Annotated in this window: 13 protein-coding genes and 1 pseudogene; 7 read left to right on the forward strand and 7 right to left on the reverse strand. The window is 45.3% G+C overall.

Features of this window, described 5'->3' with window-relative positions; all coding sequences use genetic code 11:
• Positions 1-63: 63 nt before the first annotated feature.
• Positions 64-1,005: a transaldolase gene (locus tag FOR85_RS04830; protein WP_068406916.1), complete on the reverse strand. Its 942-nt coding sequence runs from the start codon at positions 1,003-1,005 to the stop codon at positions 64-66.
• 399 nt (positions 1,006-1,404) lie between these two features.
• Here FOR85_RS04830 and pheA point away from each other — a divergent pair, with 399 nt between their 5' ends.
• The 6 genes from pheA (at position 1,405) to FOR85_RS04860 (ending at position 8,546) form a co-directional block, all read left to right on the forward strand.
• A complete protein-coding gene (gene pheA / locus FOR85_RS04835; protein ID WP_144296952.1) occupies positions 1,405-2,586 on the forward strand; it encodes a prephenate dehydratase in 1,182 nt (393 codons plus the stop codon).
• Positions 2,587-2,661: 75 nt separating this feature from the next.
• Positions 2,662-3,804 (forward strand): histidinol-phosphate transaminase, encoded by a 1,143-nt coding sequence (gene hisC, locus FOR85_RS04840; RefSeq protein ID WP_144296953.1) that lies wholly within the window; start codon positions 2,662-2,664, stop codon positions 3,802-3,804.
• Between the two features lie 194 nt (positions 3,805-3,998).
• Positions 3,999-6,338: a bifunctional prephenate dehydrogenase/3-phosphoshikimate 1-carboxyvinyltransferase gene (locus FOR85_RS04845; RefSeq protein WP_144296982.1), complete on the forward strand. Its 2,340-nt coding sequence runs from the start codon at positions 3,999-4,001 to the stop codon at positions 6,336-6,338.
• Positions 6,339-6,623: 285 nt separating this feature from the next.
• Positions 6,624-7,577: an EamA family transporter RarD gene (rarD, locus tag FOR85_RS04850; RefSeq protein WP_144296954.1), complete on the forward strand. Its 954-nt coding sequence runs from the start codon at positions 6,624-6,626 to the stop codon at positions 7,575-7,577.
• A gap of 41 nt (positions 7,578-7,618) precedes the next feature.
• Positions 7,619-8,026 (forward strand): dihydroneopterin aldolase, encoded by a 408-nt coding sequence (folB, locus tag FOR85_RS04855; protein ID WP_144296955.1) that lies wholly within the window; start codon positions 7,619-7,621, stop codon positions 8,024-8,026.
• Between the two features lie 4 nt (positions 8,027-8,030).
• A complete protein-coding gene (locus FOR85_RS04860) occupies positions 8,031-8,546 on the forward strand; it encodes a 2-amino-4-hydroxy-6-hydroxymethyldihydropteridine diphosphokinase (RefSeq protein ID WP_144296956.1) in 516 nt (171 codons plus the stop codon).
• Positions 8,547-8,687: 141 nt separating this feature from the next.
• Here the strand turns inward: FOR85_RS04860 and FOR85_RS04865 are convergent.
• Positions 8,688-9,371: pseudogene (locus FOR85_RS04865) on the reverse strand (SDR family oxidoreductase).
• 199 nt (positions 9,372-9,570) lie between these two features.
• Here FOR85_RS04865 and FOR85_RS04870 point away from each other — a divergent pair.
• Positions 9,571-10,113, forward strand: coding sequence for a DUF924 family protein (locus FOR85_RS04870; protein WP_144296957.1), 543 nt, complete (start codon positions 9,571-9,573; stop codon positions 10,111-10,113).
• A 244-nt stretch (positions 10,114-10,357) separates the two neighbouring features.
• On the opposite strand, the gene cysE is transcribed toward FOR85_RS04870, so the two are convergent.
• The 5 genes from cysE to ggt all read right to left on the reverse strand — a co-directional run bounded on the left by cysE (position 10,358) and on the right by ggt (position 18,862).
• Positions 10,358-11,230: a serine O-acetyltransferase gene (gene cysE / locus FOR85_RS04875; RefSeq protein ID WP_373681939.1), complete on the reverse strand. Its 873-nt coding sequence runs from the start codon at positions 11,228-11,230 to the stop codon at positions 10,358-10,360.
• Positions 11,231-11,474: 244 nt separating this feature from the next.
• A complete protein-coding gene (locus tag FOR85_RS04880) occupies positions 11,475-12,347 on the reverse strand; it encodes an RNA methyltransferase (RefSeq protein WP_223808514.1) in 873 nt (290 codons plus the stop codon).
• Positions 12,348-12,373: 26 nt separating this feature from the next.
• A complete protein-coding gene (locus tag FOR85_RS04885; RefSeq protein ID WP_144296960.1) occupies positions 12,374-12,751 on the reverse strand; it encodes an Hpt domain-containing protein in 378 nt (125 codons plus the stop codon).
• A gap of 57 nt (positions 12,752-12,808) precedes the next feature.
• Positions 12,809-16,525, reverse strand: coding sequence for a DNA polymerase III subunit alpha (gene dnaE / locus FOR85_RS04890; protein ID WP_144296961.1), 3,717 nt, complete (start codon positions 16,523-16,525; stop codon positions 12,809-12,811).
• Positions 16,526-16,885: 360 nt separating this feature from the next.
• A complete protein-coding gene (ggt, locus tag FOR85_RS04895; RefSeq protein WP_144296962.1) occupies positions 16,886-18,862 on the reverse strand; it encodes a gamma-glutamyltransferase in 1,977 nt (658 codons plus the stop codon).
• Positions 18,863-18,897: the final 35 nt, after the last annotated feature.

Genomic DNA, 18,897 nt, shown 5'->3' on the forward strand with positions numbered 1-18,897 from the left:
TACTGAGACAATCTCAGCACTCGTGATTAGCAGGCAAACGCATAAAATATATAAATATCGCAGTTAATCTCGCATCGCCGCGAGCATTTGCGCAAGCTCATCACGCGCACCGATAAAGCCATCGATACCCTTGGGTAATAAGTCTTGGGTGACGATATCTTGCTGATAAGCGGCACTGAACTCGTCATGGGTTAAGCTGACCTTCGCCATGTCGGGCAAATCCATTGACATACTTGGTGACAGTTGGCGTGTCACTTCGACATCCATGGCTGCCAGCTCATCAATCAGATTGGGCGCGATGGTCAATAGATCACAGCCTGCTAGTGCCAATATTTGCTCGGTCGAGCGGAAACTTGCGCCCATCACTTGGGTCTTATAGCCATGTTGTTTGTAGTATTGGTAAATGAGCTTGACCGATTGCACACCCATATCATCTGAAGCAGGGACATTTTGGCGGTTTTGCTGACGTTTTTGCCAGTCTAAAATACGCCCAACAAAAGGTGAGATTAAGGTCACGCCCGCATCGGCACAAGCAATCGCTTGATGCTGACCGAATAATAACGTCAAGTTGCAGTGAATCCCCTGAGTTTCAAGGTAACGTGCCGCTTCAATCCCTTGCCAGGTTGCGGCCATCTTAATCAATACGCGCTCTGAATCAATACCTGCTTTTTGGTAGGCTTCCATAAAGCTGAGCGCTTTATCAATGGTGGCTTGAGTGTCATAAGATAAGCGTGCATCGACTTCGGTTGAAACGCGGCCTTCAATCAATGCCAAAATATTACAACCAATTTGAACAGTTAATTCATCAATCACAGCATCGACATCACCGCGATGGCGACTCATGGTTTCTGACATCAGCGCTTCATTGTCCGGATGAATCAGCGCTTTGGTAATAAGGCTTGGATTGGTCGTGGCATCGATGGGTTTTAGACGCGCAATGGCGGCAAGGTCGCCCGTATCAGCGACAATAGTGGTCATGGTGCGAAGCTGTTGTAATGCGCTCATCAGATATCCTTGATATGGTCAATTAACGTTTTGATGTTCTTATTTGAGTCGGTTTTCCATGATAATGTTTATTTATAAAGCAATTTATCATGGCGGTATGGTGAATTTAACGGCTATCTTTAAACTGTATCATATATTTGGACGGTTGTAGCCTGATAGTTTCATAGGGTATAGCGTTTATCGTGTATAACTGTGCTAAGATTTATGGCAAATTGCTTATTTGCGCGTATTTACGAATGGGCACTGTCGATAGTTTTTGCTATAGTAGAGCCGATCCACTGTTTGGCTCGCGAAACATGAAAACTAAGCCAGCATTTACTATTAAAACAAGCAGGTTGCCTCGCTAATAGACAACAGTCATAAACTTTAGCAATAATTTTAGAAAAAGGATGGGCGGTAATGAGTGAGCAGTCACCAGAGAAAAATGTAGACAATCTAAACCAAACCCCTGCAAGTGTTGATGGGGCTGCAACTGATAAAGCGTTTTTAAACACATTGCGCCAAAGTATTGATGCAGTTGACTGCGAAATTCAAACGCTAATTAATAATCGTGCCAAATTGGCGCAGCAAGTAGCGACGGTAAAAAAAGACCACGTTGCCAATAGTCCTGATGCCGACAATACCAATCCTATTTTTTATCGTCCTGAACGTGAAGCGCAAGTGTTAAAGGCGGTGATGGAACGTAATACCGGACCCATTGCCGATGAGAAAATGGCGCGTTTGTTCCGCGAAATCATGTCAGTCTGCCTTGACTTGGAAGCACCGCAGCGTATTGCATTTTTGGGCCCTGTCGGCACCTTTACCCATGCGGCAGCGCTCAAGCACTTTGGTAAAGCCGCTGATACCGTGCCGCTAAATACTATTACTGATGTCTTCCGAGAAGTTGAAGCAGGCACAGCAATGTATGGCGTGGTACCAGTTGAAAACTCGTCAGAGGGCGTGGTTAACCATACCTTAGATGGCTTTTTATCTTCTACGCTAAAAATAATCGGTGAAGTTGAGTTGCCTATTCACCAAAATTTCTTGGTCGCTGAACATACCAAACTTGATGGTTTAAGCCGTATCTATTCGCATCAGCAATCATTGGCGCAGTGCCGTCATTGGCTTGATGTCAATTATCCTAATGTCGAGCGTGTGGCGGTATCGAGCAATGGTGAGGCTGCCCGCCGTCTCAAAAACGAATGGCATTCAGCGGCAATCGCCGGTGATGTGGCAGCGGCAGAGTACGATTTACATAAGCTGTATTCAAACATCGAAGACAATCCTAGTAATACCACGCGTTTCCTAATTATCGGTCACGAGGCGATTGCGCCATCGGGTCAAGATAAAACTTCAATTATGGTTTCGGCGCATGATAAAGCAGGCGCATTAATCGAAATCTTAAAGCCCTTGTCTTATCATGGCGTGTCGATGACCAGTATCGAGACGCGTCCTGAACGTCCAAATAAATGGGCTTACGTGTTCTTTATCGATATGGATGGCCACATCGAAGACGCAAATGTGAGTGCAGCAATTGCTGATATCCGCCCATTGGTCAAAGATTTGCGTATCCTCGGTTCTTATCCAAAAGCCGTGCTATAAAGCTGGCTTAATAGAATGGTTTTAACAGTAGGGATTCATCAACAGTAAATGCCATATCACATCCAAGGATAAATCATGCAGTCATCTCAGTCGACAGAGTCAAATTTATCACCGCTAGTGCCGGCCTATGACAGTATTTTAGAGCTAATGCCTTATCAGACGGGCAAGCCGGTTGAAGAGTTGACACGCGAGTACGGTGTCTCAGATGTGGTCAAGCTTGCTAGTAATGAAAATCCACTGGGCTGCTCACCGCATGTCACGCTTGCGATTACCGAGCAACTGGGTCAGCTGGCACGTTATCCTGATGGCAATGGTTATTATCTCAAACAAGCACTTGCTGACTTTAACGATGTTGGTGTCGACCAGATTACTTTAGGTAATGGCTCTGATGATTTGCTTGATATCTTAGCGCGTAGTTTTGCTGGCGTCGATGATGCGATTATTTATAGTCAGTATGCTTTTATCGTTTATCCGATGCTGGCCAAAATGCAAGGCGCAAAAGGCGTGGAAGTGCCAGCCAATCGTTTTGGTCATGATTTAAAGGCGATGAGTCAGGCGGTAGCGGACAATCCTAATAGCAAAATGGTCTTTATCGCCAATCCTAATAACCCAACGGGCACGCAGCTTACGCAGCAAGAGTTACGTGCGTTTGTCGCTAGTGTGCCAAGCTCAGTGTTGGTGGTATTAGATGAAGCCTATAACGAATATAGTCCTGAGAGTAATAATAGAGCGCTGCTCGATGAATTTGAGAATGTGGTTATTGTACGTACTTTTTCAAAAGCCTATGGGCTAGCAGGTTTGCGTGTTGGTTATGCGCTAAGCTCAGTCGCTGTCGCCGATTTACTCAATCGCATTCGTCAGCCCTTTAACGTTAGTAGAGTCGCTTTAGCTGCTGCCAATGCTGCGCTTGCAGACCAAGACTTTATTGAAAAAACAAGACTTAATAACCAAGAGCAAATGCGCTGGTTAGAAAAGCAGTTTGATGCCTTGGGGCTAGGGTTTATTAAGTCGCATGCCAACTTTATCATGGTTGAAATAGAAGTTGAGATGGAAGACATAAACGCGGCTGCCATTTATCAAGCATTGCTAGAGCAGGGCGTGATAGTGCGTCCATTAGCAGGTTATGGTTTGCCCAATTGGTTGCGTATGACGGTAGGGGTTGCAGAAGATAATATGCGCCTGATTGATACCTTGCGCTCAATATTGACTGAAGATTAATAAAAAAGTAGTTATCTCTATTTTAATCAAAAAATAAATCAATTTTACGACGCCGATATCAGTATGTTTTATGCCTACTGATGCTGGTTTGTTGAAAGAGAAACGCCGTGAGTCGCCAGCAAAGCAATCTTAGCAATCAAAATATAAGTAATCAAAACCTAAGCAATCAACTCATAACCAACCAAAACAATCATATGCAATCGTCTATACATACTCAGCCGCCATTATTTGAGCAAGTCTGTGTTATCGGTCTAGGGCTGATTGGCGCGAGTCTTGCCCAAGCCATCAAAGACCTTGGTTTAAGTGCGCGCTTGGTGGCGGTTGATCGACATGCACCAAGCATCGATGAAGCCATGGAATATGGTTTGCTAGATGCGGGTAGTGCCGTCTTAAGTGAAGTGGTATCGGGCAGCGACCTAATTATCATTGCCGTGCCAGTGCAAGCGGTAAAGGCTGTGTTTGTCGATATCAAAACCGCGATGGATAACGGACAGCTTGCTGCTGATTGCCTCATTACCGACGTCTGTAGTACCAAGGTTAATATCATTGAGGCGGCAAAAGCGGTCTTTAGCTCGCTACCAACGGGGTTTGTCCCTGCGCATCCGATTGCTGGGGCGGAAAATTCAGGCTATCATGCCAGGCGCGCCACTCTATTCGTCAATCATAGCGTGATTATCTGCGAGCTGCCAACGGCTAATGATAGCGCCATTGCTAAGCTGCGGCAGTTATGGGAAGCAGTTGGTGCGACGGTCATGCCGATGGCGGCTGAACGTCATGACGCAATATTGGCACATACCAGTCATCTGCCGCATCTGCTGGCGTTTAATTTGGTTGAACAGCTGGCAAGTCATGATGACAATTTAGATATGTTTCGCTATGCCGCAGGCGGTTTTCGCGACTTTAGCCGTATTGCCGCCAGCGACCCTAAAATGTGGCATGATATATTTTTTGCCAACCAAAGCGCGATTATAAGCGCTCTTGACGAGTATGGCGTTTATCTACAGAATATGCGCCAGCTTATCATTGATAAAGATTCGACCGCCCTCATGGGGCTTTTGGGCCGCGCGCAAGCCGCACGGCGACATTTTGGCCATATGTTAGCCAGCACCCCTTATACGGATACTTCTGCCATGTCAGCTTCTTATAATATTACTCCTAGCAACACCGTCTCTGGCACCATTACTATTCCTGGTGATAAATCTATCTCGCATCGCAGTATAATGCTTGGTAGCCTTGCCACAGGTGTCACCAACGTCACAGGGTTTTTGGAAGGAGAGGATGCGCTAGCTACCTTGCAAGCATTTCGTGATATGGGCGTGAGCATTGAAGGCCCTGATAAAGGTAAATTAACCATTCATGGCGTCGGTATGAATGGTCTAAAACCAAGCAAAATGCCCTTATACATGGGCAACTCAGGCACCAGTATGCGCCTGCTTGCCGGTATTTTAGCAGCGCAGTCATTTGATAGTGTATTGACAGGCGATACCAGTCTAAATAAGCGTCCGATGGAACGTGTGGCCGCACCATTACGTGAAATGGGAGCCGTCATTCAAAGTACCGGTCATAATGGTACCGCACCGCTTAGCATTACGGGTCGAGCGAATGTTGGTGAGCCGCTCCAAGGTATGGAATATGATATGCCAGTTGCCTCTGCACAGGTTAAGTCTTGCTTATTATTGGCGGGACTTTGGGCAGAAGGTACCACGACCGTTATTCAACCTGAAGTTAGCCGCGATCATACCGAACGTATGCTCTCAGCCTTTGGTTATCCTGTGACGGTTGATGGCAATCGTGTCAGCGTCGAAGGTGGTGGCACGCTCACAGGCGGTGACATTGCTGTGCCTGCTGATATCTCATCGGCGGCATTCTTTATGGTAGCCGCAGCCATCAGTCAAGGCAGCGAGCTGACCCTAACGCAAGTGGGTATTAATCCGACGCGTACGGGTATCATTGATATCTTAAAATTGATGAATGCTGATATTAGCCTAAGCAATGAAACCCATGTCGGCGGCGAGCCAGTCGCTGATATCACTATTCGCAGCTCAAGCCTAAAAGGTATCGAGATTCCAGAATATTTAGTACCTTTAGCGATTGATGAGTTTCCCGTATTATTTATCGCTGCCAGCTGTGCCCAAGGTCGTACGGTGTTAACCGGTGCAAAAGAGTTGCGCGTGAAAGAGTCCGATCGTATTGCCGTGATGGCAGATGGTCTACAAACTCTCGGTGTTGATTGTACCGTCACTGAGGATGGTTTGATTATTGAAGGTAAAGGTATTGAAGGTAAGGGCATTGAAAGTAAAGGCGGTGAAGGTCAAAATGACGCTGTAAATAACAGCCAACCTGTCTTTGGTGGCGGGCATATCACCTCGCATCATGACCATCGCATTGCCATGAGTTTTGCGGTTGCCAGCTTGCGTGCATCGAAGCAGATTACCATTGAAGGCGTTGAAACCGTTAATACCAGCTTCCCAGGATTTGCTGAGCTTGCCAATCAAATCGGTATGTCTATCAAGGTTGATAATGGGGCGGCTTAATATTGAAGTTGTTATTTACCTGAAAAAAATATTATTAACTTCTAAAATTTAAAGCTTTATCTTCTGGATCTGTTAAAGTCCAAAAGCTAAATTTTTAAACTTGTTATAAAATTTATTTAATAATAGTTGTTGTCGTGAGCAATGTGTTGATACTTAGTTGGTATCAACGCATTGCTTTTTACTTTCTACCCTCTACGTAGTAACCCTGCGCCCTTACTTTTATCATTTGATAATGGTTTAAGAATAGGTAAGGGCGCGCTTTGCTCTAAAAAGTTGTATCGTCTTATGGCCACTCAAAATGTTGTCAAAAACCCCGTTGCTCCTATTCAAACCACCAGACGCGGTATTGCCACCGCGCTAACAGCGTTCTTTATTTGGGGTGCATTTCCGTTATACTTTAAGCAGCTCGCTGCTTATGATGCGACCGAGATTATCGGCCATCGCATTATATGGACCTTTGCCTGCTTGCTTATCGTATTGGTGCTGACCAAGCGCTGGCAGTGGATTGATACGCTAAAGCAAAACCCAAGATGGATAGCATTTTCTTTTATATCGGGGTTGATTATTGCGACCAACTGGCTGACTTATGTATGGGCGGTCAACCACGACCGCATTCTTGAGGCCAGTTTGGGGTATTTTATCGGACCATTGGTCGGCGTGGCGCTCTCGATGATTTTGTTTAAAGAGCGTTTGCGCCCCTTGCAATGGGTAGCTATTGGTTTTGCGCTATTGTCCGTGCTGATTCAAGTCGTTATGATTGGTAGCTTGCCATGGATATCGCTGATTTTAGCCTTTAGTTTTAGTACTTACGGCACCATCCAGCGCCAAACACCGCTCACGGCGGTCGATGCCATGTTTGTAGAAACTACCATGTTAGTACCGATTTGTTTATGGTGGTTTTGGCAAGCTGACGTGGTGAGTAGTCAGTTAAGTTTTTGGTTTACCTCAAACATTTGGCTGCTGATGCTGGCAGGTCCGATTACGCTGATACCTTTATTACTATTTAATAAATCGACTAAGATGGTTGCTTTTAGTATTCTAAGTTTTATGAATTATCTGACCCCGACCTTTATTTTCTTCTTAGCGGTATTCTATTATAACGAGCCTTTTGATTTACATCGTCTGGCGGTATTTGGTTTGATTTGGCTTGGGTTATTATTATTCAGCATTGACTTATGGCGGCATCGTCCGAGTAAAGCGTTAAAAGCTGCGCGCCTGCGCGACGAGGCGTTATCGTAAAATTGTTTTAAAATAAAAGCATAATAAATAAGGATAAGCGCATGTTTCATACCGAATCTGATGTGGTATTTGTCAAAGGCTTAACAGTAGAGGCGGTGATTGGCGTCTATGAGTGGGAGCGCGCTATTACGCAGCCACTCCTGATTGACATAGCGCTTGAAACTGATATTAGTAAAGCTGCTGTGTCAGACGAGGTTAATGATGCGCTCAATTACAAAGCGGTCTGCGATGATGTGAGCGAATGGTGTCAAGCGATTAAAGCAAAGTTGCTTGAGCATTTGGCTGGTCAAATCGCTGATAAGCTACTGGCAAAATATAACTGTCATAAAATAACGCTCAGCGTTGCCAAGCCAACTGCTATTCAACAAGCGGATGCGGTTGGGGTGCAGATCACCCGTTATGCCAAAGGTTTATCAGCAGCCGAATCCAATGTAAACCAAGATAGTTAATCTGATGACACATAGAGCATTGGCTGATTTGAATCTTGAAGACTTAAAACAGTGCGCGCCTGAACAGCTGCAAACGCATTCTGTATCGGCAGTGCTGCTCGCCCTCGGTAGTAATTATCAAGCTGAGAAATACTTGCCACGCGCTCGAGAACAGCTTGCGGCTTTAGGTGAAATACAGCTATCAACGGCATTTCAAAATCCTGATTTTACCGCGACGCCTGAGCTACCAAAACCTGACTATACCAATCAGTGTGTTTATTTAACCCTTACCTCTGACATAACCTTGCAACAGCTGCAGCAAAGCTTTAAGAGGCTTGAAAGTGATTGCGGTAGACAGCGTTGCTCTGAATCAATAAAAAATCCTATAAAAATAGTCACGATGGATATTGATATTTTATTAATAAAATTAGACGATAAAGAAAATAGCCTAAGCAAAAAATGGATAATCATGGCGGATCGTTATCCATTTAAGGCCCATGAAAGAGCAGGGATTGAAGAGTTGCTTTTGAGTGGGCTTTGAAGAGGTTAAATGCAGTGGCTGAGCTGTTATTAATAATAAATAAAAGTTTTCTAAGGCTTGGTATTTTCTTAAAAAATCTCAAAATAAAAGCCGGGTACTACCCAGCTTTTACCTAATTCACATAGTTTAGCGCATAAATCCTTACTGCGCCGTCAAGCCACCATCAATAATAAATTCTGCACCTGTTGAGTAGCTTGATTCATCTGATGCTAAAAATAGCACCATGCCGCTGACTTCTTCGGGCTATGCAACACGTCGCATCGGAATGGTTTTGGCAAAAGCTTCAACTGCATCTTTGGTATCGCCTTGCATAATCATCGGGGTAACGATGACGCCTGGGTGAATGGAGTTCACGCGAATGCCATGAGGTGCGCACTCTAATGCTGCGGCTTTTGTCATACCGCGTACCGCAAATTTAGAATCGGTATAGCCGATAGCACCGCCAACCAAACCGTTAATCGATGAGATATTGATGATAGAGCCTTGCTTAGCGGCTTTCATGATTGGAATAACTGCTTTCATGCCTAAAAAGACTGATACTTGGTTAATCTCTAGAATCTTACGATACTCTTCTACCGAGGTATCTAAAATGGATTTGTGCGTAGTGATACCCGCGTTATTTACTAAGACATCGATTTGACCAAATTTTGCCTGCGTCTTTTTAACGACTTGTTCCCAATCATCTTCATTGGTGACATCATGTTTGATAAATAGCGCATCAGCGCCAAGTTCGGCGGCCAAGGCGTCGCCTTTATCAGAATTAATATCGGTCAAGACCACTTTGGCACCTTCTGCCATACATAAACGCGCATGAGTTTCGCCCATGCTTGAGCTGCGCCCGTGATGATGATAACTTTGTCTTTTAAACGCGCCATGATAGTGCCTTTTTTTAATTATGAATAATAAAAGAGTATAAGACAAAATGACTAAATATTCATTAATAGTTATATAGTCTTGACTGCATATTTTATCTTTTAAACGATGCTTTTAAAGCATAGCTTTAAATCATGATAGTGAGAAAACGATGTACAACGATATATTGGATTTTTGTTTTAATGAGGCAGGTAGTAAGAAGTTTTTTGAAAAAGACTTAGCGTTTGATAAGTTATTAATAGAGCGCTACAGCGATATACTTGAGCAAGCAGCGGCGGCAGAGTTTTATACGTGGCGTAGCAGCATACAAGGGCGCTTAGCAGAAATTATTATATTAGACCAGTTCTCGCGCAATATTTACCGTAATAAGCCAGCGGCTTTTGCCCAAGATGCGATGTGCCTTGTACTTGCGCAAGAAGCGGTGGCTGCCGGAGCATTAGAGGCGCTTGAAACGGTGGATGAACGTAAGTTTGTATTGATGCCTTATATGCACAGCGAGTCAAAACTGATTCATCAGCAAGCAGAAAAGTTATTTAAACAATATACCAATGCAGATACCATAGATGCTGAACTCAAACACAAAGTAATTATCGATCGTTTTGGCCGTTATCCGCATCGTAATGACATTTTAGGACGGGTGTCGAGTAGCGAAGAAATAGAGTTTTTGACCCAGCCTGACTCGTCATTTTTATAAATGTTGTCTGTTAACTATAGTGAGTAAAAAGTAATATCGTTACATCACGCACTGCTGATATCAATTTTTCTTGCTTGCTGTGCCTGCGCAGACAGAGGCTACAAAAAATTGCTATCAGCAATACCGTCGCGTTTTTAGAATACTTTGACGATAGCTAGTCGTTAAAGTGCTATTTCTCAATTGGCTAAAATAAGAAAGAGGTTGTTTGGCCTCTTTTTATTTAATCTCCAAGCTAGCGAGCAATTTATTTCTGCTTAGTGCCAGCTGCATCCATATCAGCACGACCGATGACATCTAAGTCTTCTAAGCACAGTTTATCGTATTCTTTTTTGCAAAAGTTTGGGTCTATCTTGCACATGGCCGCTTGTAGTTGATCGAGTCGATTTTCTGATTGCTGGATATGTTCGAGCATTTTAGCAAAGGCTTCAGCTACAGGGTCTTGCGATGAAGGATCAATCCCATAAGCCTGAAACGCTGTCGCTCGTGCAGTGTTAGAAGTAGGGTCTGTTTCTTGCTGGTCAGCAGTTGCACCTGCTTGCGCGGCTTTTTCTTGTTGTTTGGCGTCTTGTACTTTGGTTGTAATAGGATTGCCTTTTTCGTCATGATGGTCTGAAATCATACGGGCAGCGCTACCAACCATCGTTGCACCTGCGGGTACAGGTTTGACTACTACCGCATTTGAGCCGATTTTAGCGCCTTTACCAACCGTAAATGGTCCTAATACCTTGGCACCAGCACCGACAATGACTCCGTCCTCTAAAGTAGGATGACGTTTGCCATTATTCCATGAAACGCCGCCAAGGGTGACGCCGTGATAAAGGGTAACGTCGTTGCCAATCTCAGCCGTTTCACCAATCACTACGCCGACGCCATGGTCAATAAAAAAACGCTTGCCGATTTTAGCGGCAGGATGAATCTCAATGCCAGTGATGATACGCGAGCCATAAGAGACGGCGCGCGCCGCCAGTTTTTGCTCATTTTGCCAAAGACAATGCGCGCCGCGATGTAAAATCAGGGCGTGAATGCCAGGGTAGGTCAAGATGACTTCTAGGCTATTACGCGCAGCAGGGTCGCGATTGAATACCGCTTCGACATCTTCTTGTAGGTCTTTTTTGATACGGGCAAGTGATTTGAACAAGGAGGTTGGCAATGACATAAAGCGTCCTATCGATTGTCAGAAAAATACTGTCAGGAAAATAGTGTCAGAAAAATCACAATGACATCTTTTAAAGTTATAACAGCTTTGAGTTGTAAAATACAGTGTTGTCTTATCTGTGTGGCTCAGGCTTCTATCTGTTCAAAGACAAGTCCCGCAAATAAATGATAAATGGCGCTAAAAACGTAATGACAAAACCATTTTTCTAATGTTTGCTAAGCTTAGCAATCAGTGCGCTTAATAGCTGATATTCTTTTTGATCCAGCTGCACGCGTGAGCCAAGTCGCGACAGTCGCGCTGGCAATGATTTTAAATGTTCACTGTCTGCTAAGCCGCGTTGAACCATCAAGTTGGTGGTACGCTGAACGAGCTGTTGTAGTTGCTGCTGGGTGATGGCCGGCTCATCCCATTGTTGACGTAAATGCACGTCTAATATGGGCTGAACTGGATTTACATCATCTGAGCTTGCATTCGCTGTTTGAGCATGGGTTTGCGCATAAGCAAAGATAAAGCTGGCAATCACTTGCACGGCAGAGGCAACATTGAGCACCGGATAAGCGGGATTGGCATCGATTTGAATATGATAATCGGCGTACGCCAGCTCTTCGTTGGTTAAGCCTCGGTCTTCACGACCAAATAAGATAGCGATGTTGGGCTTGCTAATAGCTTGCGGGCTTTCACTATTATTTGCTAAATTAAGCGCAGTTTGCTTATCGATAAAGTCAAACATGATTTTGGCCGCTTGCGTCGGTGTGACCACAGGACGTGGCATGTGACGACTACGGCTGCTGGCCGCAAATACCAGTTGGCAATCCGCTATTGCCGATTCTAAAGTCGGCGTTATGGTGGCTGACGTTAATAATTCACTACCGCCTGCCGCATGCGAAACACTGGTTTCATCAATGGGTAGCTTGGGGTCAACGACGGTCAGACGCGATAGACCCATGGTGTGCATGGCGCGCGCCGCTGAGCCAATATTGGCAGGTAAAGTGGTATTGACCATAACGATTTGTAAGCAAGACAGATAATCGTTTACCGTAAGACTGCCGGTTGAGAGCGCTAATTTTTTCGATGGCATCAAAGTTGAGGCAGAGTCGTTACGCATTATAGCCCCAGTCTTTGTTTGATTTCTTGTTCAACCCGTTGTAATGCTACGGCGACGTCTTCAACTAATCCAGCTTGGTCACCAATAAGGCGCTCGCGGCACGCTTCTTGTAATTGGCTACTAAGGCGAGTTAACTGAGTTGCGCCCAAATTGGCACTGGCACCTTTTAGCGCATGAGCAAGCTCATAACCGTTGGCGTTATCATCCTCTTGTTGTGCGCGTCTTAGTTTGACAATGCGCTCGTGACTGTCAGTAAAATACACTTGTATCAAATCAACAAAGTCCTCTTCTAACAACTCACGTATATCATCAAACTGTTCGTCGTTGATAATCTCGTCATCAGTTTGCGTATTTGTATTGTTAGGATGTTCAGTCATAATCATGTGTCCAATATTTTAAAAGTTAAAGTGCTCAGGTTAGCTACTATCAAAGTATTAGCTATAATGAAAATGTAAATTGTCTTCATTAACCATGCTCTTTAATTGCTGTAAATTGTCATCGTTAGGGTAGATGCGCCAATGCTCAGATAGCCCGACATTGGCAATACCGTATTCTTCATAAATGCTCAGCCCAAGCGGCAAGCAGTTATCATTAATAGAAGCATCGGTGTTGCTAAGGGCATTATTAGCATAGCCGCCGTTTTGCAGCGCATCTTGCTGCATGTCATTTTCTAACGCTAATAAATCATTGCCGTTTTCATCGTATAAGCTGCCACCCATCGCTGGGTCATAAGCGCTGTTACCACTGCCACCATTATTACCTTGCTCGTCCTGCTCATCGTTATAAGACAAGCGCGGCGCTGGTATGATGTCTGCTTGAGCGGATTTTAGCAAAGGCTGCATACGCGTGAGCAGATTAATATCGCTACCGTGGACTTTAATGCTAATTTTTTTCATCCAACGCAGGCGCGCATCAACCATACTCATGGCATTATCAAGGCGGGCAAAAATGCGCCCGTCACGCTCACGGATACTGCCTTTAATGACGACAACTTCATCAATCTTCAACTGCTCTTTGACACGATTAAAGCGCTCGGCATAACAGCTGACTTCTAGACGTGAGGTGCCATCGTCTAAAGTGATGACGTTACGCGTACCGAAATTGGCTATATCGATAATCAAACCCGCAAAGTAGCAGCTACCGTTATAACCCGTGTCTGCCAGCTTATCGAGGCGAGCGCCGGAGGTATAACGTTTAAGCTCATCGCGATATTCATCGATAGGATGTCCGGTTAAATAGAGACCTAAGGTATTTTTTTCCGCTTTTAGACGATGTTTATCCCCCCAAATCAGCTCTGGTGTCATGATCAGTGGCGGGGCTGCGACCACGCCATCCATTTCACCGAACAAGTCCATCATGCCAAGCTCATCGTTTTGGCGGTCTTGTTCCGCAGCTTGTACGGCGCTTGGCAACTGACTCATCAGCGCCCCGCGAATCTCGTAGGCTTCGTCGCTTGGCAAGTCTGGACGTAAGGTCGCCGCAAAGTCATCAAAGCAGCCCGCACTGACTAAGGCTTCCAATGTACGTTTATTGACTTTTTTAATATCAACGCGGCGGCAAAAGTCGTATAAATCTTTAAACGGTCCTTCACGTCGGCGCGCCTCAACGATAGAGTCAACCGCACCTTCACCAACGCCCTTAATCGCGCCCAAGCCATAAATAATATTGGTCGGCGTATCGGCGACAAAATGCCACTCACTACGGTTTACCGATGGATTAACGACGGTCAAACCGAAGTTTTCACGGCAATCATTGATAAAGAACACCACGTTATCAGTGTTGTTCATATCAGAGGTCAGTACCGCCGCCATAAATTCGGCAGGGTAGTATTGCTTGAGATAGGCCGTCTGATAAGCAAGGACGCCATAAGCGGCAGAATGCGAGCGGTTAAAACCGTAGCCAGCAAACTTTTCCATCAAGTCAAAGACGCCGCCCGATGTCGTTTCATCGATGCCTTGCGCGGTCGCACCCGTGACAAAAATATCGCGCTGTTTGGCCATCTCTTCTGGTTTTTTCTTACCCATCGCGCGACGTAGCATATCCGCGCCGCCCAAACTGTAGCCTGCCATGACTTGTGAGATTTGCATCACCTGTTCTTGATAAACAATAACACCGTTGGTATTTTCTAAAATTGGCTCAAGGTTAGGATGGTCATAGATGACTTCCTCGCGGCCATGCTTACGGTCGATATACATCTCAACCATGCCTGCATCGAGTGGACCCGGACGATAGAGCGCACACATGGCAATGACGTCTTCGATATTGGTTGGTTGTAATTTGGATAAATATTTTTTCATACCCATACTTTCTAACTGAAAGACAGCTGTGGTTTTGGCTTCTTGCAGCAGCTTATAGGCTTTTTTGTCATCTAAGGGCAAGTCCTCTAACACCAAGGCATCTTTGCCCTCGCGGGCGCGGCGTAGGTTGATGTTTTCTACCGCGGCGTTAATCACCGTTAAGTTACGTAAACCCAAAAAGTCAAACTTAACCAAACCAACTGCTTCGACGTCGTCTTTATCAAACTGACTGACGCGGTGACCTTCGTCATCACAATAAATCGCGCTAAAGTCAGTGATTTTATGCGGGGCAATTAGGACCCCGCCTGCATGTTTGCCGACGTTTCGACAGACACCTTCGAGCTTAATCGCCATCTCCCAAATCTCAATGGCATCTTCATAGTCCATATTATCGGGATTAGAGATTAAGTCTTTTAGCTGCGGCTCTTGCTCAAGAGCTTGGCTAAGCGTAATTCCTGGGGTTTTTGGAATCAATTTGGAAATTTTATTGGCCAAAAAGTATGATTTGCTTTGTACACGCGCCACATCTCGTACCACCGCTTTTGCTGCCATGGTACCAAAGGTAATAATTTGCGAGACTGCTTCACGGCCATAAGTTTGCGCCACATAATCAATCACGCGGTCACGACCTTCGATACAAAAGTCAATATCGAAGTCGGGCATAGAAACACGTTCAGGATTTAAGAAGCGCTCAAATAACAAGTCGTAATGAATCGGGTCGAGGTCAGTAATATTAAGCGCATAAGCGACCAGCGAGCCAGCACCAGAACCACGACCGGGTCCAACCGGTACGCCGTTGGCTTTTGCCCAGCGGATAAAGTCCATGACGATTAAGAAGTAACCTGGGAAGCCCATCGATAAGATGACTTCAAGCTCATATTCTAAGCGCTCATCGTACTTTTGGCGAAACTCCTGCCAATTATCCGAGCGTTCGGCAACAGGAAATAGCCTGTCAAGCCGCCTATCGAGGCCGCGTTTTGATTCGGCGCGGAAAAACGATTCAATCGTTTCACCTTCGGGTACGGGAAATTCAGGTAGGACATTAATGCCAAGGGTTAAAGTCACATTACAGCGCGTGGCTAAACGTAAGGTATTATCAATGACCTGCGGAATATCGGCAAACAGCGCCTTCATTTCCTGCTGGGTTTTTAAATACTGCTCATCTGAATACAGCCGTGGACGATTGGGGTCGGCAAGGACATACGAGCCTGCGATACAAACGCGCGCTTCGTGAGCGTCAAAATCATCTTGCTCTAAAAAGCGCACATCATTGTGAGCAATAATAGGAATACGATGCTTGGCACCGGCATGAATAGCCGCTTTAATAAAAGCGTCTTCGCCCGAGCGATTGGTACGCTTGATAGCGAAATATAAGCGATCATCAAACTGTGCTTGCCATTCTGTCAGCAGCTCGTCAGCTTTTTCTGGCATAGAACTCACCAATGCCTGACCGACATCGGATTTTTCGGTAAATAAAACGATGACGCCTGCCGCGTGCTCTAAAACATGGCGACGCTCAACGACTGGCACACCATGATTGGCAGCATCGGCGCGTCCCTCGGTAAAGCCAAGCGAGACGATACGGGTGATATTTTGATAACCCTCATTGTCCATCGCCAGTAGCACCAAGCGCGTGTCCTCATTATCCATAATGATTTCACTGCCGATAATGGGCTTGATACCCGCGCCTAAGCAGGCACGATAAAATTTCACCGTCGCATAAAGGTTGGATAAATCAGTCAATGCCAGCGCGCTCTGATTATCTGCCGCTGCCGCTTTAATTAGCGGTTTGATACGCACGATAGAATCGGTAATGGAATATTCGCTGTGGATGCCAAGGTGTACAAATGCCATAGAAGACTCTTACTGGTGCAATCAAAAGGGAATAAGCTGTATGATAATAAATTTTTTATTATCAATACGTTATGGTTTTTCAAGAAGTGATAGGACGTAAAAAGTGATGTCTTGAGCTTTTAAAGCTGGTCGTCAATAATAGCATTATTTGGCGCTGACAGCCACCGATTCAAACGTATAAGAGAGAGGGCGAGGGTAGAAAAAGCAAGTTTAATCAGGATTAAACAGTTTTAGTGAGTTTAGCCAAAAATGCCCTCTATAGGGTTAAGCATAAAGAATAGAGGACAAGATAAAGGCTAGAGAAGGGCATTATTTGCTATCGTTTTTAAAAGATTAACTTTTAAAACAAACTATCAAACTTTAATAACCCACTACCGCGGCATCGACTATACGTGGGTCAGAAGAACCATAAACGCCATTTGGGGTAATCATAATCGACTGGGTTGAACCCATCGCTGCTTGCGGGCTAACCTTATGTCCCATTGATTCTAGTTTTTTAATCGTATCAACATTTAAGGCTTTTTCGATACGAATTTCATCGGGCAGCCATTGGTCATGGATACGCGGCGCGTGTGTGGCTTCAGCGATATTCATATCATGATCAATGACGTTGGAGATGACTTGCGTGACGGTAGTGATAATGCGGCTACCACCGGGGCTGCCGGTAACGATATAAGGTTTGCTGTCTTTGAATACCAGCGTCGGGCTCATCGAAGACAACGGGCGTTTATTGGCCTCGACCGCATTAGCGTCGCCGCCGATTAAACCATAACCATTGGGCACGCCGGGTTTCGCAGAAAAATCATCCATCTCATTGTTTAACAAAATCCCTGTCCCTTCAGCGACAAGCCCTGTGCCATAAGAGAAATTCAGCGTATAAGTATTGGCCACCGCGTTGCCATCTTTATCGACGATAGAGAAGTGTGTGGTTTGATCGCTCTCGTATGGTAATGGATTATTCGCTTTAATCGTTGCTGCGGGTGTGGCTTTATTAGGATTAATTAAACTGCGCAGTTTATCGGCATAAGCTTGTGAGGTTAAACCGTTGGCAGGCACGTCAATAAAGTCAGAATCACCCAAATACTCGGCGCGATCGGCATACGCTAATTGCATCGCCTCGCTCATCAAGTGAATGGTTTGCGCGCTGTTTTGTCCGTAGTCTTTTAGTGGATAGCCTTCTAAGATATTTAAAATCTGCACGATATGAATACCACCAGAGGACGGCGGCGGCATGGATACAATCTCATAACCACGATAATCGCCTTTAACAGGCACGCGAGCAATCGCCCTGTAATTGGCTAAGTCTTGCAAGCTCATATTGCCGCCTGCTTCATTGACGGCTTTGACCAATTTACGCGCGGTTTCGCCTTTATAAAAACCATCAGACCCTTTTGCGGCAATCAGTTTCAGAGATTTTGCCAGCTCAGGTTGACGTAGTAGCTCACCCGGCTGATAGGCGCTGCCATCTGGTTTAAAAAATATCTTTTTGGTACTTGGCCATTTTTGTAAACGGTCACTCAACGCTTCTAATGATTCGGACAAGCCAGCGGTGACTTCAATACCGTTTTCTGCCAGTGCAATCGCTGGTGCCATAACTTGCCCGCGGCTCATGGTGCCGTGATCGTCTAGCGCTTTAAGCAAGCCTGCTACGGTGCCCGGCACGCCAACCGCTAAGCCATGATAGCGGGATAAATCACTGACCGCATTGCCGTCTTTATCGAGATACATATCACGCGAGGCGCTACTCGGCGCTTTTTCGCGATAGTCGAGTGCAACCGTTTTGCCTTGCTTGGCATCATAGACCATCATAAAACCACCACCGCCGATGTTGCCTGCACGCGGTAACGTGACGGCTAACGCAAAGCCCACGGCGACAGCAGCATCAACGGCATTACCGCCATCTTTTAAAATCTTTAAGCCGATATCAGAGGCAAGCGCTTCTTGGGTGGCGACCATGCCGTTTTTTGCCCAAACAGGGTGATGAATGGCGTCTTCAGAATAGATAGCTTGGTCGGTTTTGGCTGTCTTGCCACTAACGACGGCTGTGCCTGTGGCGGTAGTGGGCGCTAGAGTAGAGGATTTCGATTTTGTAATGCGCTGAGTCTCGGACAATACAGTCGGATTATCAGCCATAATCGCTAAATTAATCGCACTGGTATTAATCGAGGTTGGATTAATAGTGGTTTTTGCGGTCGTAGGTTTGGTTTCTGCGGCGTGAGCAGAGACAGAAATTAATAGAGTGCTGCTTATCAATAAGATAGCAGTTTTGATTTTTGTTTTATAACGAGAAGTATCACCGTGAACGTTTTGATGGATTTTTGAGAGTGATTGGCGCATCGTAAATTCCTTTTTACGTAGATAAGAAGATAAGG

It is taken from the genome of Psychrobacter sp. YGAH215, from assembly GCF_007280595.1.
Classification (GTDB): domain Bacteria; phylum Pseudomonadota; class Gammaproteobacteria; order Pseudomonadales; family Moraxellaceae; genus Psychrobacter; species Psychrobacter faecalis.